We start from the raw sequence: 21367 nt of genomic DNA, 5'->3' as shown, positions 1-21367 counted from the left end.
CATAAAAGTCAGTAACTTGCGGCCGTTAACACAACTGGCGCTGTTTTGTCGTCAGTCCTAATCTGTACAGGTACTTATTTACATGAAAAATTTCTTTTGGTGGTGCGCCGGCGCCGACGACACCATCCTTGAAAAATGCTCTAAATCGGAGCATATTAAATATGCCGGCGTAGGCGCAACCGTTTTGTTTACGGGTGTGCTGGCCAGCATTTCGGGCGGTTATGCCCTTTACACTGTTTTCGATTCGGTACCAATGGCCGTGGCTTTTGGTCTGCTGTGGGGTGCCGTTATCTTTAACCTCGACCGTTTTATAGTTTCTACCATCCGTAAAGAAGGCCGCTTCTGGAAAGAGCTGCTGATGGTTACGCCACGTATTTTTCTGGCTTTGGTGCTGGCTGTGGTTATCTCCAAGCCGCTGGAGCTGAAGATATTTGATAAGGAGATACAGGCAATTCTTAAGGAAAAGCAAGCCGAGCTCGCCATACAGCACAAAGCGTTGGTTGGTAAGCAGTTTGCCGAAGTGGACTCTGTAAAAAGTGAGATTACTGCCATCCGAACGGAGATAGAAGCTAAAATAAAGGAGCGCAACAAACTATACGAACTGGTAGCTGCCGAGTCTGATGGCACTGGCGGGACTGGTAAAATAGGTAAAGGCCCCATTTACGAAGAGAAAAAACGCCAGTACGATAAAGTAGACGAAGAGCTGAAACTGCTGCAAGCCAGCGCCGCCGACAGGATACTGGTAAAAGAAAAGCGCATTGCCGACCTGATGAAACAGTATGATGCCACAGTGAACGAAGGACAGGAAAGCTTCTCGAACTACGATGGACTGATGGCGCGTATTGATGCCCTGAATAAACTGCCCTGGCTGCCGGTATTCTTTATTACGCTGCTGTTCATTATGCTCGAAACAGCCCCGATCTTTACAAAACTGATCACCAACAAAGGCCCTTACGATGATATCCTGAAAGGTGTAGAACATGAGCGGACCACCCAGGAAATGCAGCGCGTAGCCGAACGTCAGAAGCAGTTTGATACCCGCCACGCCGTAGCCGAAGCCAAGTTTGCAGCCCGCCAGGAATTTGAAATAGAAGCCAAGCGCGAGGAAGAAAAGCTTAAATCAGATGCGCACCTGGATACTGTACGCGAGTCGGCAGCTGTCTGGAAAAACCGCAAGATGGCCGACATCAACCGCAGCCCCAACACTGCCGCCGAAATACTGAATGATGGCGAAGAGAATGGTTACTATAAGTGGTAACTCTGGTATCGTAAAATCATCCCCCTACCCCCTTCAAAGGGGGACAATCAGCAATGCGTTAATCTATAGTTGAATTACTTATGCAGATAAAGTCCCCCTTTGAAGGGGGCAGGGGGATGACCACACAAGCAGATAAAAAGCATCTTATCTATACTTAAACTATAACTAACCGCCCGGGTAAACTATAAACAGTTTGTCCGGGCGGTTGGCTTTTACAGGTTTTTTGCCGGTAATGTGGGCAATACTTTTCTGGAAATCGTAACTTGCAGTAACCAAACCCAACGTAGCATGACCGTTTCAAAAATGGCTCAAAACCTGATCGGCTCCGAAATTATAAAGGTAGCTGGCGAGGTAAACTCCATGATAGCGCGTGGAGAACAGATCTGTAACCTTACCATCGGGGACTTTGACCCAAGTATTTATCCTATTCCGCAGGAACTGAAAGAAGGTATAACCCAGGCTTATAACGAAGGACACACCAACTATCCGCCCGCAAACGGCGTGGCTGTATTGCGGCAGGCTGTAGTTGCTTTTACAGAAGATAAACTGGGCCTGAAATACCCGGAAAACGATATTCTGGTAGCTGGTGGCTCACGCCCGCTGATCTATGCCACCTACCTTGCCCTGGTTGACCCAGGCGATAAAGTAGTTTTCCCGACACCATCCTGGAACAATAACCACTATTGCCATTTGTCGGGCGCAACACCGGTAATGGTAGAGACCCGTGCCGAAAACAACTTTATGCCAACGGCTGCTGATGTGGCTCCGCACCTGAAAGGCGCAACGATGCTGGCTTTGTGCTCCCCGCTTAACCCGACGGGTACCATGTTCTCTAAAAAGGACCTGCAGGAAATATGCGACCTGGTAATTGAAGAAAACAAAAGCCGCAAAGAGGGCGAAAAACCACTTTATATACTATACGACCAAATCTACTGGATGCTGACCTTCGGGCCCGAGCACAAACATTATGACCCGGTTAACCTGCGCCCTGAGCTGCGCGATTATGTGGTGTATATCGATGGCATTTCGAAGAGCTTTGCTGCTACCGGCGTGCGGGTTGGTTATGCATATGGCCCAACTATAGTAATGGATAAAATGAAAGCAATACTTGGTCACGTAGGTGCCTGGGCTCCAAAAGCCGAACAGATAGCTACAGCCCGTTACTTAAAGCAACCGGAGCAGGTGTATAGCTTTATGCACGAACTGAAGCACAAAATTCAGCGTAGCCTGAACGTGCTTTATAAAGGTTTTAAGGACCTGAAAGAGCAGGGTTTCGCTGTAGATGCCATTGAGCCGATGGGTGCCATTTACCTATCAGTAAAAATGGACCTGGCCGGTAAAACAACTCCGAACGGCGACCTGCTGCAAACAAGTAAAGACATTACCTTCTATATTTTGTCAGAAGCAAAGCTGGCTATAGTTCCTTTCTCAGCTTTCGGGTCAGCGCCTGATCTTAACTGGTTCCGTTTATCGGTTGGTGGTGCCTCGCTGGAAGAGATTGAAAATTCCCTTGGCAGATTACGTACCGCACTTGAGAAACTAAAGTAAATATAACTATAAAAAAGGCCTGCTAACTATAGCAGGCCTTTTTTATTCTATTGTTATCTGGCGGTTTATGCTTTCTTCCAGCGATATAAATGTTTCGGTGCGTTGCACGCCGGCTATAGTTTGCAGTTTTTCGTTCAGCACTTCGCGCAGGTGTTTTGTATCCCGGCAGATAATTTTTGCAAACATACTGTAAGAGCCCGTCGTGTAGTGCAGCTCTACAATCTCAGGGATCTGCCGCATTTGCTCTACCGCCTCCCGGTACTCCGAGCCTTTCTCCAGGAAAACACCGATAAACGCACAGATATCATATCCTAAAGAGGCCGGGTCAACTATAAGCTGGCTACCTTTTACCACACCCATCTCAGTTAGCTTGCGCATCCGCACATGTATCGTTCCGCCGGATACGCCTAATTCCTTTGCAATTTCTGTATAAGGCTGCACCACATCCTGCATCAGCAAAATCAGAATCTGCTTATCCAGATTATCAATTTGGTAATTCATATCGCCAATATCAGCACTAAATTTCATTATTTTTAATACAAACCTATAAAAATTAAAATTATAACACTGGTATCAACCGTTTCTTGGAAACTATTTAAAATTGCAGTGTAAATATTAACATTTCACACTTATAAATTATTAACCAATAAACCAGTTTAACATGATGGAACCACCAGTTTTAGAAACCCCCACCGCTATCGACCAGATGCTGGGCCGCCTGAGCCGGCCTGCCCTGCCAGGGATATTACAGGTGCAGCAGGGCATTGTGCGGGCTACGCACGAGTTTATGTTCAGGAAAGGGCTAACGCAGCTTATGCCGCTGATGCTGTCTCCGATTACAGACCCGCTTAACCATGGCGTGGCAGATGCCAGCATACCGTATGCCGATAAGCGCTGGAGCCTTACCAAATCCATGATCTTTCATAAACAGCTGGCACTGCTTAACCCTGCTCTCGATAGTCTTTACATCGTGTCGCCGAACGTGCGCTTGGAGTTTGCAGACCGTGCCGGAACAGGCCGCCATTTGTTCGAGTTTACCCAGATAGACTTTGAGTTTAAGAACAAGGACCGTTTTTATGTGATGGAGTTTATGGAGGACCTGGTAAACTTTGTGTTTGCACGCCTGAACGCTGAATTGCCTGAGCTGCTGCTGAAATTACGCGGAGAACTATTGCCACAATACGAGAAATGGCCTGTTTACCGCACCGAGAAGCTAGAAGCTGCCTTAGGTCCTGATTATGAAATGCTGCAATCCCGGATGTCTGATTCCCCGTTCTGGCTACTGAACCACAAGCGCGAGTTTTATGACAAAGAAGACCAGATGAAACCGGGCACTTATTTTAACTATGACCTTGTATGGCCGAATGGTTTTGGAGAAGGCCTATCGGGTGCAGAGCGCGAGAACAACTATAAGCAACTACTGAAACGCATGGCTGAAACGGGAGCTAACAAAGAGATATTTGAGGACTACCTGGAAGTGGCGAAAAGAGGTCTATTACCCAAAACAGCCGGTGCGGGATTTGGGGTGGAGCGCATGACCCGCTTTATCTGCAAGATCAAAGATATTGATGATGTAACAGTGTTCCCGCGCAAACCTGGGCACGCTTCCATGTTTTAAACTATAGCCTTATGAACGACCCTGATAATGGAGATAATCCGGATAATAATGTAAAGTAAAACGGCCTGCTATAGTTTGCAGGCCGTTTTGTTTATATCTGAATCAGGATTAGAATGAAAAGTGTGCTGAACTATAGAGCTCTAAATCAACAATCTGCAATTAAGATCTTTCCTTCCAGAGCTGGTTAAATGATTTTGGCGCTATCTTCATTGGTTCGCGGCGCTTGCTCCAGGTATCTTTCAGAATGTATTTTACTACATAGTTCTTGATGCCGGATGGAGCCATGTTCATTAGTTTGCGGCTCTTCATGGCTTTTAGCCAGAACTTAAAGGCAGTTTTTTCCTGCTTGTCGGCAAGGCCCATGTCCACGCTTTGCTTGCGGTTAAGCAGCAGCAGGTTATGGATATTAATTTTAACCGGGCAAACAGAAGTACAGGCACCGCACAGCGAACTGGCAAAGCTCAGGTGTTTGTTCTCGGCCATGCCGTTAAAGTGCGGCGTAAGCACAGAACCGATCGGGCCACTGTAAGTACTCTCGTACGTATGGCCGCCAATGTTTTTGTATACCGGGCAAATGTTAAGGCAGGCACCACAGCGAATACAGTTTAAGGCTTCACGCTTCTCAGGGTGAGACATTAATTCCGTTCGGCCGTTATCCAGCAGTATAACATACATTTCTTCCGGACCATCCTTTTCGTTTGGCTGGCGCGGACCGGTAAATATGGTGTTGTAAACGGTTACATTCTGCCCTGTTCCGCTGGTGCTCAGCAGTGGCCAGAAAAGGTCCAGGTCCATAATAGACGGCAACATTTTCTCGATACCAACTATAGCAATATGCGTTTTGGGGAAGGTGGTTGATAAGCGGGCGTTACCTTCGTTCTCGGTTACAGCTACGCCGCCCACATCGGCCAACAGAAAGTTACCGCCGGTTATACCAATTTCGGCAGATGTGTATTTATCGCGCAGAAGGCGACGGGCTACGCCAACTAACTCTTGGGCATCGTCGGTAGGGGCTATGTTAAGTTTGCGCACAAACAGCTCAGCAATATCTTTTTTAGACATGTGCATAGCCGGTGTTACAATATGGTAGGGGCGTTGCTCAGCCAGCTGCACAATGTATTCGCCAAGGTCCGTTTCCACCACTTCCACGCCATTCTTTTCCAGGAACTCGTTCATGTGTATTTCCTCTGTTATCATCGACTTGGATTTAACAACAGATTTGGCACGTTTGCGCTTCATGATCTCGCCAATCTCCTTTAAAGCTTCCTGCGCATCGCGTGCCCAGATAACTTTGCCGCCACGGGCAGTAAAATTGGCTTCAAACTCCATCAGGTACTTGTCCAGGTCCTTAATGGTATTGGTTTTTATATAGGAGGCACGCTCACGCGCGAGTTCGTGATCAGAATATTGGGTGAGGCCACGCTGCACAGCGGCATTGTACTTACCGATGTTAAACCTGATGGTGGCGCGGTGGTTCTGGTCGAATGACTTTGTTTCCGAATCGATCAGAAACTGCTTTAATTTACTCATAACTATTTCGCCTACTATATTGGCTGATTTATAGTTGCCGCAACTATAAAAAAGAAAAACCCCTTAAAGGTATAAAGAGTTTGGGAGTTTAGGAGTTAGTGAGTTTAAGAGTTTTGCAAGAAATAAGAAAACTGTTTGTCATTCTTACTTCTTTAACTCATTCTTCTCTAACTCTTAAACTCCCAAACTCTCTAACTATAAAAGCTTACTTTTTATTGCTGTCTACTACAATGCGGTTGTCGCGGTTAGCAAGTTCCCAAGTAGTATAGAAGGCTAAACGAGCTACTTTTTCAGCACTGTCGAATAAGATCTTATCTACTGAGTCGCTGGCTTTGTGGTAATCTGCGTGCACACCGTTAAAGTAGAAAATGATCGGAATACCGTTCTTAGCGAAGTTATAGTGGTCTGAACGGTAGTAAAAACGGTTCGGATCGTTCTCGTCGTTAAACTTGTAGTCAAGCTTCAGGTTCACGTACTTCTGGTTCGCCTCTTCGTTAATGGAGTGCAGCTCTGAAGAAAGCTTGTCTGACCCGATCACATAAATATAGTTGCTGTCGTTCTGCTTTTCATGGTCGAAGTCCATGCGGCCGATCATGTCGATGTTTACGTTAGCCACCGTGTTAGCCAGCGGGAAAATCGGGTTTTCTGAGTAGTATTCAGAACCTAGCAAGCCTTTTTCTTCGGCAGTTACGGTCATAAACAGAATGCTGCGGCGCGGGCCTTTGCCTTCTTTCTTCGCCTGTGCAAATGCTTCGGCCAGTTCGATTACAGCTACTGTACCAGAACCATCGTCGTTCGCGCCGTTAAAGATCTTGTCATCGCCAGGTGCATCCTGCTCTATGCCAACGTGGTCATAGTGCGCTGTTACAACTACTACTTCGTCTTTTTTATCAGAGCCTTCAATAAAGCCCAGTACGTTTTCGGTTGGCACCGGCGTAGTAATGCGCGAAGTCACCACTTTAACGTTTTTTGGCGCTGTAAAAGCAGATGCTACCGGTTTGCCAGCTTTGGCCACATTGCTGCTGTAAGCAAGTAGTTTTTCAGGAGTTGTGTTCAGTAAAGCTGCACCAGCTACCGGTGATACAAACATTACAGCGGCGTTTTCCTGTTTGCCTTCGCTCTTCAGCCCTAAAGACGGACGTGAAGCATAAGACTTATAACGCTGTGTAAGACTGTTAAACTCGTCGGCAGATGTGCCGGTAACTATAAGCACGCTTTTGGCACCGCGTTTGGTAGCGGCATTACGCTTGGAACGATAGTCGTTGCCCCAGTCAGATGCTTTGGTAGTTCCACTGATCAGGTAGTTACCGTTACTTCCTTTTGGCTCGCCGGCAAGCACAACAACCATTTTGCCGGTTACATCAACATTAGCATAATCAGAGTACTTTTCATCGTCTATACCATAACCTGCAAAAACCACATCAGTAGTTTGCTCGGTCTGATAAGGAGAGCTGCCAAGTACAAAGAAGTCCTGCATCATCAGAAACTTCTTATCACCAATTAAAATGTGGCCTTCACCCCACTGGCTTTTTTCCAGGTCAAATGTCTGGTAATATGGGTTGCTGCCGGCAGTTACAGGGCCTGTTAAGCCATCTTCTTTAAACTCTTTGGCAATGTACGCAGCAGCCATTTTCTGACCTTTCTCGCCGGTATTACGGCCTTCGTATTCGTCAGAAGCAATAATGTTCAGGTGCTTTGAGAGATCGGCAGCAGTTATGGTCTGGCCATAGGTGGTTGCAGCTGCGCGAAGTTTTTCGGCATTGGTCTCAGGGCTTTTCGCGGAATTGTTGGTAGATGCACAACCCGAAGCAAGTAGTGCAGCCAGCACAAAACCATAGGTATGGAGGTGTTTCATTTGTTTTAAGGTGAAGTTTAAGGTTTAGTCAGGTTATTGTTTGATGATAAGTACAGTAGCAAAAGCGGCAACTCCTTCTTTTTTACCCACAAAGCCCAGATGCTCCGTAGTGGTTGCCTTAATAGAAATATCGTGTTCCGGAATGCCCATTACTTTAGCCAGGCACGCTTTCATTTCCGGAATATGCGGATTTACTTTGGGCTCCTGCAGGCAAATGGTAGAGTCGATGTTGCCGATCTCATAGCCTTCGCGGGAAAGCAGGTGCACCACTTCTTTCAGTAGTACTTTGCTGTCGATGCCTTTGTATTGCGGGTCTTTGTCGGAGAAATGGAAGCCGATGTCGCGCATGTTGGCGGCACCCAGCAAGGCATCGCAGATAACATGAACTAATACGTCGGCATCGGAGTGGCCCAGCGCGCCGTGCGTATGTGGTATTTTAATGCCGCCCAACCAAAAGTCAAGCCCTTCCTGCAGTTGATGCACATCGTAGCCGAAGCCGGTTCTGATCTTTAATTTCATAGGTATAGGTAAGCGCTTTTCGAAAAGCGTAAAGTCGTAAAGGTAAATCTAATCGAAAAATACGGTTTTGCTATAGTATAGGTATGGTTTCTTAGACGTGTATAGGTTGCTATGGTTTAATTGGCTGCAAGAACTTGCCTGAAGCAGCACCTATAGTATAGGGTTGATTGACGTGGTAACGTGTGCACCTTCTGCCACCTTCCGGGTTGATAGTTTTTAGCTACAGGGTAATTTCGTAAGGTCAGTTCACGACTTGCCTGGCCTGCTCTGTTACTAACGTATACCGGGATTCCAACTTATTGGCATAAACATTCCCCGAAACCAAACTCAAAAAACTATAGTAACTAGACAGGTTTAAGAATTTCTATAATTTGCGAAACTATACTCTTACTACAAAAACACCTTATACTTTGAAGCTAACTAAGTTAATTGCGTTACCCCTGCTTTGGCTGGGTATGCTGGCAAACCCGGTTGCAGCACAACAGGCCTCGATTCTGCAGCGCCAATCACCGGCCGTTGCTTTAGATACATTAAATAAATTCTCTGCCGATTCTGCGCTCGCTATTCCTGCCGATACCGTTTACCCCGGGCAGAAAAAGCCCTTTACCGAAGCACAGCTGCGCGAAGGCAGCAACAGACGTTACCTGACAAGGGCTGTTTTGCCCGCTGCTGCGCTTATCGGGGCAGGTATTTACACCATACAGGACAATGGCTTTTTCAGTAGTCACGATGCCCGCGATAGCCGCAATAAGCACACGCCAAATTTCAGCACCAAGGTAGATGATTACCTGTTCTTCCTGCCGGTGGCTTACATGTATGGTTTCAACGCCTTTTCATCCCAGAACCGCCACGACATCCGCCGGCAAACAGGTTTACTTTTAGCATCCGGGGCGCTTACTTCCGCTATAGTCTGGCCCACAAAAAAGCTAACCAACATCGACAGGCCCAACGGCGACCCTACAGCTTTTCCGTCTGGCCACACGGCTTACGCTTTTACCATTGCCACTATAGTTGATAAGGAGTTCCGCCATAAAAGCCCGTGGATCAGTGTGGGCAGTTACACCATAGCCAGTGCTACCGGCGTAATGCGCGTACTTAATAACGAACACTGGATGGCTGATGTGCTGGCCGGTGCCGGTGTGGGCATACTTTCCGTAAATACAGTTTACTGGCTACATGAGAAGTTCTTTAAAGACGAAGGATTAAACAACCCTGTCATAACGCCAACGGTGCTGCCAAATGGGAAACCGGGCATGGGCATGTCGCTTACGTTCTAGTGCCTGAATCGCAGATCAACAGCGGTTTACCAGATTGTATAGGCTGCTTTTGACAGAAAGATCCTGTTAATCTTAAAAATCAGCTTTAATCTGCGGTTCAGACAATTATCTTTATAGCATGCTACAACTACGCGTGTTTTTTCTGCTACTTTTTTGCCTTGCCACTATACCAACTATAGCACAGGTGCAGGAAGTGCACGGCACAGTACGCGATGCTGAAACCCGGGAAAAACTTCCTTTTGTAAGCATAGCTGCCAACCAAGGCGAAACCGGCACTACCACTAACTTAGAAGGGCAGTTCCGATTGCGCCACACCAGGCCCATTACCAGTCTGCGGTTCAGTTATGTGGGTTATATGCCGCAGCTTATCCAGCCTGATTCTACAGGTAAAATTGATGTGTATTTACAGCCGTCGGCAGCGCAGCTACACGAAGTTATAGTTCGGGCAGGAGTAAATCCGGCACACCGCATTATAGAGCTTGCCACCCGGAACCGCGAACGTAACCGCCCCGAAAATATCCCGGCCTACACCTATCGCACCTACAACAAGTTTATACTCACCGCCACCGATCCACGCAACCTGAACCTGAGCGACACTACTTTTATAGTTGAGGCCAAAGATTCTTCTTATTATAAAATGAAGAAGATACTGGAAAAGCAACACCTGTTCCTGATGGAGAGCGTGACCAACTTTGCTTACCTGAAACCCAACCACACCCAGGAAACTATAGTTGCTACACGCGTATCGGGGTTGCAGCAGCCCAGTTTTGGTATAGTTGCCGCCGAAGCCCGCGACTTTTCTGTTTACGCCGATATGCCCATCTTTTTCGGGAAGAATTACCTGAGTCCGCTCAGCCCGGGCAGTACGCGCAAATACGATTTTATATTGCAGGAAACTGTTGTTAGCGGCCAGGATTCCGTTTTTATTATCTCGTTTGCCCCGCTGAAAGGGCGCAATTTTAACGGGTTGAAAGGTTTGCTTTACATTAACTCGGATGGCTGGGCTGTACAGAACATCATTGCCGAATCGGCCAGCGATGCTAAGAGCGGTATAAAACTGCAGCAACAATTCAGTAAAGTGCAGGGTCGCTGGTTCCCTACCGAGCTGGATGTAGAGATAACGATTCCGCAGATCGAAATGAAAGGCCATCAACCGTACGGCCGCATCCGCACCTATATTACCAACATTAACTTAAGCCCTGACCTGAAAAAAAGTGATTTTGGTGCTATCGCTTTATCGCAATCTCCGCTGGCCAACAAACAACCGGAATACATCTGGCAACAGTACCGCCACGATAGCCTGGATACTTTTGAGCAACGCACTTATACGGTTATAGACAGTGTAGGCAAAGCCCAGAACCTCGACCGTTCCATCCGGATCATGGAGTATCTGATCACCAAAAAGTTACCTATTGGCCCCATCAGTTTAGATTTAAACCGGCTATTGCACGTCAGCGATTTTGAAGGTGTACGGCTAGGAATTGGTGCCCATACCAACGAGCAGCTCTTGGACTGGTTCAGCATTGGAGGTTATTGGGGGTATGGTTTTAAGGATGACGAACAGAAGTATGGTGCCGATGCTATATTCACGTTACACAAGCCCTCAAATTTAAAGCTCCAGGCTGCTTACTGGGAAGATGTACTGGAACCAGGCGGCCGCAGACTTCCTTTCCGGGAAACCAACCTGTTCTCTGATCTCCGGCAACCGTTGCTTCCTTACCTGGATTATACGACACACCAGCACGTCAGCCTTTCTGGCAGGTTAGGGCGTTATCTGCAATTACACACCCAACTACAGCAGGAAGAACGCAGGCCAACCCTGTTCGCAGCATTTGATCAGCCACAGGCAATTTATACCATTACAGAGGCAAAAGCGGGTTTACGTTTTGCCTATGGTGAGCAACTGATGCAGCTTTTTAACCAGACAATGGCTACGCCCGGCAAATATCCTGTGTTGTGGCTGCAATATACCCGCGGACTGGATGGTGTTCTGAACGGCAACTATAGTTACAACAAATACGACCTGCGTTTAGAAGGCAGCCTGCTACACCGCACTTTTGGCAAAAGCAACTTCACGCTTGCCGCAGGTCTGGTTACCGGCGATGTACCCTTCGTGAACCTGTATAACGGCTATGGCAGCTACTCCGATGAGTATGAGGTTTACTCCGGCGAAGGCTTCGAAACGATGGCTCCGTATGAGTTCTTTTCAGATAAATTTACTGCCCTTTTTCTGCAACAGGACCTAGGCAAGCGGCTGCTGCGCACAAAGTTTTTTAAACCGGATGTGGTTCTGGTTACCAACATCGGCTACGGAAACCTGAAACAGGAATTGCCTGAGCTTATACTTCCGCAAGTTAAAACAATGGAGAAAGGCTTTTTTGAATCCGGGTTGATGCTGAATAATGTAATAAGCTCTGCTTTCTCCGGGATCGGGGTGGGTGTATTTTACCGCTACGGCGCTTACGAGCTGCCCAAACGCAAAGACAACCTGAAGTTTAAACTGACGGCAACTATAGCCTTTTAACATCCGGCTATAAATAATACTTCCGAGCGAAGGCAGTGGTCAAACACTAATTTCAACCTGAATCTAAATCTATAGTATATGTAGGCAGAACCACTAGCCGCTGTTCCACATGAAAATACTTTCTGCAGTCCAGACCCGCGAAGCCGATGCTGCTACCCTACAGTATGAAGAAATTGACTCGCTGGAATTGATGGAGCGGGCAGCTAAAGCCTTTGCTTGTTGGTTCGAGAATAAGTTTACACCCCAGGAACCTGTTTATATTTTCTGTGGTCCAGGTAACAACGGCGGCGATGGACTGGCAGTAGCACGGTTACTCTCCCAAAAGCAGTATCATGTAAAAGTATTTGTAGTTGGCGATAACCAGAATCCATCACCCGACCATAAAGTAAACCTGCAGCGCCTCCCCCAAACTATAGTTCCGCAAACTATAAGATCTGTAGCTGAGCTCCCGCCGCTTCATAAAAACCATTGTGTGATAGATGCGCTTTTCGGGACCGGCCTTAACCGACCTGTAACGGGTTTATTTGCTGAAGTAATTGACTGTCTGAATTACAGCGGTGCCTGTATTACTGCTATCGACATGCCATCCGGGCTTTACACTGACTCTCAGACGCCTGACGAAGCAACTATAGTTACAGCCCACTATACAGTAAGTTTTGAATTGCCTAAGCTGGCTTTCTTTCTGCCGCAGCATGAAGCTTTTGTGGGCGAATGGCATGTAGTTCCCATTGGCTTAAACCCGGCTTTTGTTAATGATGCTCCCTCTGATTACTGTTCTGTAACTATAGATGATGTTCGGAAGCTGATAAAACCGCGAAGGAAGTTCTCACACAAAGGTTTGTATGGTCATGCGCTGCTGCTGTGTGGCGGTTATGGTAAAATGGGTGCTGCAGTGTTAGCGGCAAGGGCCTGTTTGCGAAGCGGTGTTGGTTTACTAACCATGCAGGTACCTTCTTCTGGTTACACCATATTGCAAACAGCCGTGCCCGAAGCCATGACGCTGACAGATAACAACCGGAAGCATATTTCGGAACTGCCGGAAAATATGGACAACTATAGTGTTGTTGGCTTGGGTCCAGGAATGGGCAAAGAGAAAGTTACCAAAACCGCCATTGGCCAACTGCTGGCAACCTGTACCCTTCCGATGGTGATTGATGCTGATGCCATCAATATTATTGCCAGCAGCGATAAGCTTAAAGCTCAACTCCCAAAAAACAGGATCATCTTTACACCACACCCTAAAGAATTTGAGCGCTTAGTTGGAGCATCAAAAAATAACTACGACCGCCTGCAGGATATGAAAGAGTTTTGCCGGGAGTATAGTTGCTATATTTGCCTTAAAGGATCGCATACGGCTATCTGCACGCCGGAAGGGAAAGTCTATTTTAACACAACAGGCAATGCGGGCATGGCAACAGGCGGCACCGGCGATGTGCTGACAGGCGTGCTTACGGCTTTAGTAGCGCAGGGCTATAGTTTGGAAGAAGCCTGTTTGCTGGGTGTGTATTTACATGGCCTTGCCGGAGACCTGGCATTACAAAAAGTAGGAGAAACAGGAATGATAGCTTCCGACCTGACCGACCATCTGCCGCAGGCCTTTATGACGCTTACCAACAACTAGACTTTTACCAACCAGACCAGCGTAGCATGCAGCAGCATAGCTCCGTCTGCCAACAGCAAAAAATAAACGCGCGGCTTTAGCTCTGAAGAGAACCAGACTACCAAGGCAGCAGCCAAAGCCGCAGCAATAAGGGCTGTTTGTATAGTTCCGCTCTCCGAGATGCTCACTACTACTGCATAGCTCAGCAGCAGCCCCAGCGACAGCAGTTTTGTATAGTTCACGCCAATAAGTCCGGGCACAGTTAAGGTTCGTGTGTGCTTGTCGTAACTATAATCCCGGATATCGAAAAGCAGCGCCAGCGCCAGGATAAACAGGAACCTTCGCAGCAGTAACTGTACGCCGGAGAAGTCCATGATATCTACACCTGCATCTATCAGCGGGAAAATAGCCGTAACAACAGCCCATACATACGCGATGAGGAAAACTTTTAGCAGCGGGACCCGGCGCAGTGGTTGCACGCTTTTTTTGCGGTACATAATGGGAATGGTATACCCAATGGATATAATGGCCAGGTGCAGCACAAACCAGAAATTGAGGCGCAGACTAAAATAGAAGTAAACTATAGTTGCCAGCACTATACTCAGCAAACCAACTATAGCCATCGCTTTCCGGTGCCGGTGCCACCATGACTCCGGATAATAAGTAGGCTGCCTGCGCTGTAACACGCTTTGTATGCTGCTCAGGTTATAGGTAAAGAGTGTGGCCAGAAAAATAAATACCGCCATCGGCACAGATACCGGAAGGTCAGCAAGCAGGTAGGTTTCTATAGTTAGGGCAAACGCACAAATTGAAATAAACACACTGCTGTAAAGCATGCCATTCAGCACCCTTGCCAGCAAACTATAAACGGGGCTCTCGCTATAGTTCAGGTTCATTTCTGTGTCGTTTCGCTTCATCTATCTCTGCAAGTTCGAAACTATTGGGCTTTTATCAAACCAACTATAAGAAGCTATGGTGATATTATAAGTTGGAAGAGACTGGCATGTGATTCTAATAGCAGAAACCTGCAGCCCTACACATGGCATCAACTTAACTTCTCCCTACAAACAAAAAGCCTGACACAGGAAATCCCACGCCAGGCTAAAACAGGAAAATATATTCTTACAGTACGTTCTGCTTCTCTTCTGTAAAGGTAGTGTTATACAGATCGATGCTCTGCTGAATGATCTCGTATGCTGCTTCGCGGCCTAAGAACTGCTCCACAATAACTTCTTTCATCTCCAGCTTCTTATAGTCTTCAAAGAAACGACGCACTTCCAGCAACGTGTGTGGTGGCAATTCAGAGATATCATTGATGTGGCGCACCGACATATCGTGGTTTGCTACGGCTATGATCTTGTCATCTTCTTCGTTGTTGTCGATCATCTGCATCACCCCGATCACTTTTGCATCTATCAGGCACATTGGCTGCACATCTACCGAGCAGATCACCAGGATATCCAACGGGTCTTTATCGTCGCAATAGGTTTTAGGGATAAAGCCATAATTGGCCGGGTAATGTATGGATGAGAAAAGTACGCGATCCAGCTTCAGCATTCCGCTTTCTTTATCCAACTCGTATTTCGCCTTAGAGCCTTTTGGTATTTCAATAATGGCCGTAACCACCCCAGGTGCTTCCTCTCCGTAGCTTACGCTATGCCATGGATTGTTTTTGTCTAAATTATTCATAAATGTAAATGTACTTGTAGCACTCCCTTTGAGCGCTGTTATTTCATATATTCTTGTAATGCTTTTCCTACGCTGCCAGTTGGCTCCTGTATATTTAACCAGGTAGCTATAGTTGGCGCAATGTCTGCTACTTCTGTTGTTGTGGCGCTTTCGCCCGGTTTCACTTTCCAGCCGTACCATAACAGCGGCACGTGGGTGTCGTGGGTAGAGTAAGAGCCATGTGCAGTACCTTTTGGTCCATGCTTCTGCCAGTTGGGCTCCAGCTGCACAATCACATCCCCTGATCGTCTGGCATTATACCCATTCTCAACCAGTCGCATCTGCCCGTTGTTCCAACTGGTACGCTGCAGCGCATCTGCGGTTATCGTTCTGGCTACGCCCTCCAGGGTCATCAGATACTGCGCAACATTTTGCTGCACCTCTGTCAGGTTCAGTTTCTTTTCTTTTATCAGGTTATGGTTCAGGTACACCTGCTGGTTGGTATATTTCTCCAGCCACTTGCCTTCGCCATATGTGCGGCCCATGTGCTTTTTAACAGAATCACCTACCACATTATAGTTTATAGCCCCTGAGGTAACGCGCTCTGCCAGCATATAAGCCGGTACGTTTGCCACACCATGGTCAGCTGTCAGGAATACTAGCAGGTTATCTGTCCCAACCGTCTTTTCCAGTTCGTTCAGCAATTCTGCTATCTCACGGTCCAGGCGAATGTATGTATCTTCTACTTCTATCGAATTTGGTCCGAAATCGTGGCCTATATAATCTGTAGAGGAAAAGCTAACTGACAGAAAATCTGTTGCGTCGCCTTTGCCAAGCTGTTCTGCTTGTAATGCTTTTAAAGCGATATCCTTAGTTAACGTATTTCCAAAAGGAGTCGTACGGATGAGCTCGTAATCTTTTGCTCTTAATGCAGCCAGGTCATATGGGAAAACAGGCTTATCCTTACCCAGCAAACCCTCTTCGTAAGGCATGTCGTCGGCAGTGCTGTTGGTATACTGCTCTATAGGTAAAAGTGTGTTCCAGGTCTGGTTCAGGTATTTATCAGCCAGCTTCTGCCCGTTAAACTCATTTACCCAATCCGGAAGCTTTTCTCTGTAAAAAGTGCTCGTTATAAAATTACCCGACTGAGAGTCGAACCAGTACGCACCATCGGCCATGTAACCACCCGGAATAACTGCTCCACGATCTTTAAGCGCTACTGCTATCACCTTCGATCTTTTATTGGTTGCCAGTTTCAGCTGATCGGTTATAGTTGTAGAAAGCAGGTTTTTAGGTGACATTTCTCCGGCCTTGGATGTGCTGCCAACTGTTTTCACCGTTTTGTCTTCCACGCAATACATTGTCTTGCCTGTTTCGCGGTTATACCAGCTGTTTGCAACTATACCGTTCACTGCCGGTACACTGCCTGTATAAATGCTGGCATGGCCCGGAGCCGTGTAAGTGGGCACATAACTATAGTTGGTGTTTTTAAAATTAAAGCCCTGCTGCACCAGCTTTTTAAAGCCATCATTGCCGTACTTATCCCAGTAACGGTACAAAAAATCGTAACGCATCTGGTCCACCACTATACCTACCACCAGCTTTGGGCGGTCTATAGTTACGGCATTCTTTTTCTGACTGATGGTACCTGTTTTAGTTGCACACGCTGAGAGCAGCAACATACATACAAGTATAACTTTGGCGCTTATAGTTCTCATGTATTCCTTTATGTGATTGCGTTAAAGTTACAACACACATTCTGGTTTTAAGCCCGCTTCTGCAGTTAAATAATAACGTTAACAGTAATTTAATGCGCGGCGGTATTGGTACAAAATAACAGCGCCCACCTTAGAGATGGGCGCTGCTTTATCGGTATTTCTTTCTTCGTTATTTTGAAGCAAGGGCCTCTGCACCACCCACGATCTCGAGAATCTCCGTCGTGATGGCCGCCTGGCGCGTCCTGTTGTAAGTAAGCTTTAACTCCTTCAGCAGTTCGCCGGCATTTTCAGTTGCCTTGTCCATGGCTGTCATTCGGGCACCATGCTCAGATGCATTCGATTCAAGCACAGCTTTGTACACCTGAATCTTAAGCGACTTAGGTATCAGCTCCTGAATGATCTCTTCTTTAGATGGCTCAAAAGTATAGTCAGCCACAAGCGTTGCTGCTTTGCTATCGTCTACAGGCTGCTCTTCGATTGGAAGGAACTGCTCTGTACGAACAACCTGCGTAGCCACGTTCTTGAACTCATTGTAAACAAGCTCTACCTGATCATACTCACCGTCTACGAAACCATCCATGGCGCGTTCTGCAGCTTCACGAACAGAATCAAAAGAAAGGTTTGTAAAGATCGTATTGTAATCGCCGATCACATTGTATCCACGCTTGGTAAGGGCCTCATAACCTTTTTTACCTATCGTTAAGAAGGTAACATTACCGGCTTCCAGCTGGCTGCTATACTTGCCAGTAGCCAGTGTGGTAACAGCTTTGATAATGTTGGAGTTAAAAGCACCTGCCAGACCACGGTCAGAAGTTACAGCGATGATAAGCACTCTGTTCACATCACGTTTTACAGAATATCTATTTTCTACTGATCCTTCGGTAAGCGAAGACAGGTTAGCAAGTATACCGCTTAAGCGTTGCGCGTAAGGGCGCATACGCATGATATTATCCTGCGCACGTCTTAGCTTGGCAGCCGCCACCATTTTCATGGCTTTTGTGATCTGCTGTGTCGACGATACCGATGTAATGCGGCTTCTAACCTCTTTTAAACTTGCCATATAGTTTTTGTTATGAGCAAAAGTTAAAGGCTAAGAAGTTTTAAACTTCCTAACCCCTAACGCATAACTTAAAAATTACTTCTTGTATTTAGATGAAAGCTCTCTTGCTACCTGACGGATAACACCTGTTGTTTCGTCATCCAGTTTACCGGCTAACAATGCATTCAGGGTTCCTTCGTGCTGAGCACGCATGGTACGCAGGAAATCTTTCTCAAAAGTTCTCACTTCATTCACCGGAACATCATCCAGCAAACCATTTGTAGCGCAGTAAATAATCGCTACCTGCTCTTCAACCGATACCGGAGAGAACTGTGGCTGCTTCAGGATTTCCAGGTTACGACGACCACGCTCAATTGTAAGCTTGGTAGCAGCATCCAGGTCAGAACCGAATTTAGCAAACGCTTCCAGTTCACGGAACTGCGCCTGATCAAGCTTCAGTGTACCAGATACTTTCTTCATCGCCTTGATCTGAGCGTTACCACCCACACGCGATACCGAAATACCTACGTTGATCGCCGGACGGATACCTGAGTTGAAAAGGTTCGTCTCAAGGAAGATCTGACCATCTGTAATCGAAATTACGTTAGTTGGGATATAAGCAGAAACGTCACCAGCCTGCGTCTCGATGATAGGAAGTGCAGTTAAAGAACCACCACCTTTCACTAAATGACGGATAGACTCTGGTAAGTCGTTCATGTTGCTTGCGATCTCATCAGATGCGTTGATCTTAGCAGCACGCTCTAATAAACGAGAGTGCAGATAGAATACGTCACCTGGATAAGCTTCACGTCCCGGAGGTCTTCTTAGAAGAAGAGACACTTCACGGTAAGCTACCGCCTGCTTAGAAAGGTCATCATAAACAACCAGTGCAGGACGACCAGTATCACGGAAGAACTCACCGATTGCAGCACCTGTAAATGGAGCAAAAAACTGCATTGGAGCCGGATCAGAAGCTGAAGCTGCAACAACTACAGTGTAGTCCATAGCACCACCTTCAGTCAAGGCTTTAACAACCTGTGCTACTGTAGATGCTTTCTGGCCAACTGCTACATAAATACAGAATACAGGCTTTCCTTTTTCAAAGAACTCGCGCTGGTTCAGGATTGTATCGATCGCAACAGCTGATTTACCAGTCTGGCGGTCACCGATGATAAGCTCACGCTGACCACGGCCGATCGGAATCATAGAGTCGATCGCTTTGATACCAGTCTGCATTGGCTCGTTTACCGGCTGACGGAAGATAACACCTGGTGCTTTACGCTCCAGTGGCATCTCATATAAATCACCAGCAATCGGTCCGCGACCATCTATAGGCTGACCAAGTGTGTTAACCACACGGCCAATGATACCATCACCTACTTTAACTGAAGCGATGCGGTTTGTTCTTCTTACTGTCGCGCCTTCTTTAATTTCGCTGTAGTCGCCAAGCATTACGGCACCTACATTGTCTTCTTCCAGGTTCAGAACAAGCGCCTGAAGTCCGTTCTCAAACTCTAAAAGTTCACCAGACTGTGCTCTGGAAAGGCCATAGATACGAGCGACACCGTCACCCACTTGCAGTACTGTACCTACCTCTTCCAGTTCTGCCTCAGAACGGAAGCCGGAAAGCTGCTCTCTTAGTATGGCTGATACTTCATCAGGTCTTACTTCTGCCATGATTATAGTTTATTAATATAGGAGTTGTCTTTAAAATTATTTCTAAGCTTGCGAAGGCTGTATTTCACAGAGCTATCGATCTGTTTGTCGCCTACTTTCAGTACAAAGCCGCCAATAAGGCTTGGATCGATCATTTCTTCTAACTGTATAGTTTTACCAGTTTCGTTAGCCAGTTTTTCACCAAGCTGCTGACGCAATGCAGGAGAGAGTGGTGCTGCCGATGTTACGCTGGCACGCTGTATCCCTTTCATTACGTTGTACTGCTTCTCAAACTCTGTTGCTACAAACTCCAGTATAGACTCACGGCTTTTGCGGGCTACTATGTTAAAGAAAGAAAGTGTCAATTCATTCACTTTTCCTTTAAACACGCCATTGATAACCGCCAGTTTTTTATCTGACTTCACAATCGGGTTGTGCAACAGCATCTGAAAGCCTCTGTTCTGGGAAACTACGCTTGTAAACAGTTTCATGTCATCATGCACCTGCTCTAAAACTCCTTTCTCCGCAGCCAGCTCAATCAGCGACTTCGCGTATCTGGAAGCAACTCTTAATTCTGACATATTGCTTTTTATAAAGTATGGCCGGCGCCTTTTACAGCACCATCCGTTTTATTTTTAGTTAAGCGTTACTTCACGAATATAATCCTGTGCCAGGGCTTGCTGTGCCTGCGGATCGTTCAGCTCTTTTCTCAGGATGCGCTCTGCGATATCAACTGAAAGAGCAGCAGCCATATTCTTCACTTCTGTGATAGCGGCACGCTTTTCATTCTCAATTGCTTCACGGGCCTGTGCAATCATGCGAGAACCTTCTTCGTTAGCTTTGTTTCTTGCATTTTCTACCAGTGCGTTACCAGCATCCGATGCTTCTTTCAGAATCTTGTCACGCTCTAAACGTGCTTCAGCCAACAGTTTCTCGTTCTCAGTTTTTAAGCCTTGCATTTCAAGTTTTGCCTTTTCTGCAGCGCTCAATGCGTTTTCGATAGAAGTCTCACGCTCGCGTAGTGCGTTCATGATTGGCTTCCAGGCAAATTTTGTAAGCAGGAACAGAACGATCAGGAACGTCACTAACTGCCAGAAAATCAGACCAAATCCAGGGGTTACTAATTCCATTGTTTTAGAAACTTTCTTTTATGATTTTATTTAGCTTCCTGTTTGCTACTGCAATACAGGTTCTTTAACTATTTTACTACTTTAGACCTCATCGTCCGGACCATTCGTCCGGACGTGAGATCTGCAAAAGCTATTACTAGCCTTTGAAAGAGATTAGCAGACAAACTACCACACCGAAAAGTGCAACACCTTCGATAAGAGCAGCTGCAATAATCATAGCAGTCTGGATTTTACCACCAGCTTCTGGCTGACGCGCGATAGATTCCATAGCAGAGCCACCGATTCTACCGATACCTAAACCAGCGCCAAGGGCAACCAGACCAGCACCGATACCGGCACCCATGATAGCTAAACCATAATCGGTCGCAACTTGAAGCAACATTGCTAATAACATAATTGTAGTTATATATAGTTAAAAAAAGAATTC

General features: G+C 46.6%; 18 protein-coding genes. 6 read left to right on the top strand and 12 right to left on the bottom strand.

Going from position 1 to position 21367, the window contains the following annotated elements:
- The first annotated feature begins 82 nt into the window (after positions 1 to 82).
- Complete coding sequence (locus KYK27_RS06370; RefSeq protein ID WP_199109130.1) at positions 83 to 1258, top strand: DUF4407 domain-containing protein; 1176 nt, start codon at positions 83 to 85, stop codon at positions 1256 to 1258.
- 288 nt (positions 1259 to 1546) lie between these two features.
- Entirely contained in the window at positions 1547 to 2806 is a 1260-nt protein-coding gene (locus KYK27_RS06365) for a pyridoxal phosphate-dependent aminotransferase (RefSeq protein ID WP_233150264.1), read from the top strand.
- A 42-nt stretch (positions 2807 to 2848) separates the two neighbouring features.
- Here KYK27_RS06365 and KYK27_RS06360 read toward each other — a convergent pair whose 3' ends face one another.
- Complete coding sequence (locus tag KYK27_RS06360) at positions 2849 to 3334, bottom strand: Lrp/AsnC ligand binding domain-containing protein (RefSeq protein ID WP_233150263.1); 486 nt, start codon at positions 3332 to 3334, stop codon at positions 2849 to 2851.
- Between the two features lie 133 nt (positions 3335 to 3467).
- Between KYK27_RS06360 and KYK27_RS06355 the strand changes: the two genes are divergently transcribed.
- A complete protein-coding gene (locus KYK27_RS06355; protein ID WP_199109129.1) occupies positions 3468 to 4424 on the top strand; it encodes an asparagine synthetase A in 957 nt (318 codons plus the stop codon).
- A 159-nt stretch (positions 4425 to 4583) separates the two neighbouring features.
- On the opposite strand, the gene KYK27_RS06350 is transcribed toward KYK27_RS06355, so the two are convergent.
- The 3 genes from KYK27_RS06350 to ispF all read right to left on the bottom strand — a co-directional run bounded on the left by KYK27_RS06350 (position 4584) and on the right by ispF (position 8328).
- Positions 4584 to 5954, bottom strand: coding sequence for a LutB/LldF family L-lactate oxidation iron-sulfur protein (locus tag KYK27_RS06350; RefSeq protein ID WP_199109128.1), 1371 nt, complete (start codon positions 5952 to 5954; stop codon positions 4584 to 4586).
- A 205-nt stretch (positions 5955 to 6159) separates the two neighbouring features.
- On the bottom strand, positions 6160 to 7809 hold the full coding sequence (locus KYK27_RS06345; RefSeq protein WP_199109127.1) for a M28 family peptidase: 1650 nt from the start codon (positions 7807 to 7809) through the stop codon (positions 6160 to 6162).
- 33 nt (positions 7810 to 7842) lie between these two features.
- Positions 7843 to 8328, bottom strand: a complete 486-nt coding sequence (gene ispF / locus KYK27_RS06340) for a 2-C-methyl-D-erythritol 2,4-cyclodiphosphate synthase (RefSeq protein WP_199109126.1) — start codon at positions 8326 to 8328, stop codon at positions 7843 to 7845.
- Positions 8329 to 8738: 410 nt separating this feature from the next.
- Between ispF and KYK27_RS06335 the strand changes: the two genes are divergently transcribed.
- From KYK27_RS06335 to KYK27_RS06325, 3 genes are all read left to right on the top strand, one after another.
- Positions 8739 to 9605: a phosphatase PAP2 family protein gene (locus KYK27_RS06335; RefSeq protein ID WP_233150262.1), complete on the top strand. Its 867-nt coding sequence runs from the start codon at positions 8739 to 8741 to the stop codon at positions 9603 to 9605.
- 118 nt (positions 9606 to 9723) lie between these two features.
- Entirely contained in the window at positions 9724 to 12129 is a 2406-nt protein-coding gene (locus KYK27_RS06330; RefSeq protein WP_199109125.1) for a DUF5686 and carboxypeptidase-like regulatory domain-containing protein, read from the top strand.
- A gap of 109 nt (positions 12130 to 12238) precedes the next feature.
- Positions 12239 to 13750 (top strand): NAD(P)H-hydrate dehydratase, encoded by a 1512-nt coding sequence (locus KYK27_RS06325; RefSeq protein WP_199109124.1) that lies wholly within the window; start codon positions 12239 to 12241, stop codon positions 13748 to 13750.
- On the opposite strand, the gene KYK27_RS06320 is transcribed toward KYK27_RS06325, so the two are convergent.
- The 8 genes from KYK27_RS06320 to atpE all read right to left on the bottom strand — a co-directional run bounded on the left by KYK27_RS06320 (position 13747) and on the right by atpE (position 21334).
- Positions 13747 to 14646, bottom strand: a complete 900-nt coding sequence (locus KYK27_RS06320) for a hypothetical protein (protein WP_199109123.1) — start codon at positions 14644 to 14646, stop codon at positions 13747 to 13749. The two genes, KYK27_RS06325 and KYK27_RS06320, sit on opposite strands and share 4 nt — an antisense overlap.
- Positions 14647 to 14851: 205 nt before the next feature.
- A complete protein-coding gene (locus KYK27_RS06315) occupies positions 14852 to 15418 on the bottom strand; it encodes an inorganic diphosphatase (RefSeq protein WP_199109122.1) in 567 nt (188 codons plus the stop codon).
- Positions 15419 to 15456: 38 nt separating this feature from the next.
- Positions 15457 to 17115: an alkaline phosphatase PafA gene (pafA, locus tag KYK27_RS06310; RefSeq protein WP_199109121.1), complete on the bottom strand. Its 1659-nt coding sequence runs from the start codon at positions 17113 to 17115 to the stop codon at positions 15457 to 15459.
- A 169-nt stretch (positions 17116 to 17284) separates the two neighbouring features.
- Positions 17285 to 18175, bottom strand: a complete 891-nt coding sequence (gene atpG / locus KYK27_RS06305; RefSeq protein ID WP_199109120.1) for an ATP synthase F1 subunit gamma — start codon at positions 18173 to 18175, stop codon at positions 17285 to 17287.
- Between the two features lie 75 nt (positions 18176 to 18250).
- Entirely contained in the window at positions 18251 to 19831 is a 1581-nt protein-coding gene (gene atpA / locus KYK27_RS06300; RefSeq protein WP_199109119.1) for a F0F1 ATP synthase subunit alpha, read from the bottom strand.
- Positions 19832 to 19833: 2 nt separating this feature from the next.
- Positions 19834 to 20391 (bottom strand): ATP synthase F1 subunit delta, encoded by a 558-nt coding sequence (gene atpH, locus KYK27_RS06295; RefSeq protein WP_199109118.1) that lies wholly within the window; start codon positions 20389 to 20391, stop codon positions 19834 to 19836.
- 54 nt (positions 20392 to 20445) lie between these two features.
- The gene (locus KYK27_RS06290; RefSeq protein WP_199109117.1) at positions 20446 to 20940 is read right to left on the bottom strand and encodes a F0F1 ATP synthase subunit B; all 495 of its coding nucleotides are present in this window, start codon (positions 20938 to 20940) and stop codon (positions 20446 to 20448) included.
- Positions 20941 to 21076: 136 nt separating this feature from the next.
- Positions 21077 to 21334, bottom strand: coding sequence for an ATP synthase F0 subunit C (gene atpE / locus KYK27_RS06285; protein WP_162346967.1), 258 nt, complete (start codon positions 21332 to 21334; stop codon positions 21077 to 21079).
- Between the last annotated feature and the right edge of the window lie 33 nt (positions 21335 to 21367).

Origin of the sequence: Pontibacter populi (assembly GCF_019336435.1) — a bacterium.
Classification (GTDB): Bacteria; Bacteroidota; Bacteroidia; order Cytophagales; family Hymenobacteraceae; genus Pontibacter; species Pontibacter humidus.
The sequence above is the reverse complement of the archived record's forward strand: the minus strand, read 5'-3'. Positions and strand labels throughout refer to the sequence as shown.

Coding starts and splice junctions, on each gene's coding strand:
- KYK27_RS06330 (WP_199109125.1), top strand. CDS start 9,724: ATGCTACAACTACGCGTGTTTTTTCTGCTACTTTTTTGCCTTGCCACT.
- KYK27_RS06345 (WP_199109127.1), bottom strand. CDS start 7,809: ATGAAACACCTCCATACCTATGGTTTTGTGCTGGCTGCACTACTTGCT.
- KYK27_RS06320 (WP_199109123.1), bottom strand. CDS start 14,646: ATGAAGCGAAACGACACAGAAATGAACCTGAACTATAGCGAGAGCCCC.
- KYK27_RS06365 (WP_233150264.1), top strand. CDS start 1,547: ATGACCGTTTCAAAAATGGCTCAAAACCTGATCGGCTCCGAAATTATA.
- KYK27_RS06355 (WP_199109129.1), top strand. CDS start 3,468: ATGATGGAACCACCAGTTTTAGAAACCCCCACCGCTATCGACCAGATG.
- KYK27_RS06360 (WP_233150263.1), bottom strand. CDS start 3,334: ATGAAATTTAGTGCTGATATTGGCGATATGAATTACCAAATTGATAAT.
- KYK27_RS06290 (WP_199109117.1), bottom strand. CDS start 20,940: ATGGAATTAGTAACCCCTGGATTTGGTCTGATTTTCTGGCAGTTAGTG.
- atpA (WP_199109119.1), bottom strand. CDS start 19,831: ATGGCAGAAGTAAGACCTGATGAAGTATCAGCCATACTAAGAGAGCAG.
- atpE (WP_162346967.1), bottom strand. CDS start 21,334: ATGTTATTAGCAATGTTGCTTCAAGTTGCGACCGATTATGGTTTAGCT.
- KYK27_RS06325 (WP_199109124.1), top strand. CDS start 12,239: ATGAAAATACTTTCTGCAGTCCAGACCCGCGAAGCCGATGCTGCTACC.
- ispF (WP_199109126.1), bottom strand. CDS start 8,328: ATGAAATTAAAGATCAGAACCGGCTTCGGCTACGATGTGCATCAACTG.
- KYK27_RS06350 (WP_199109128.1), bottom strand. CDS start 5,954: ATGAGTAAATTAAAGCAGTTTCTGATCGATTCGGAAACAAAGTCATTC.
- KYK27_RS06370 (WP_199109130.1), top strand. CDS start 83: ATGAAAAATTTCTTTTGGTGGTGCGCCGGCGCCGACGACACCATCCTT.
- KYK27_RS06315 (WP_199109122.1), bottom strand. CDS start 15,418: ATGAATAATTTAGACAAAAACAATCCATGGCATAGCGTAAGCTACGGA.
- pafA (WP_199109121.1), bottom strand. CDS start 17,115: ATGAGAACTATAAGCGCCAAAGTTATACTTGTATGTATGTTGCTGCTC.
- atpH (WP_199109118.1), bottom strand. CDS start 20,391: ATGTCAGAATTAAGAGTTGCTTCCAGATACGCGAAGTCGCTGATTGAG.
- atpG (WP_199109120.1), bottom strand. CDS start 18,175: ATGGCAAGTTTAAAAGAGGTTAGAAGCCGCATTACATCGGTATCGTCG.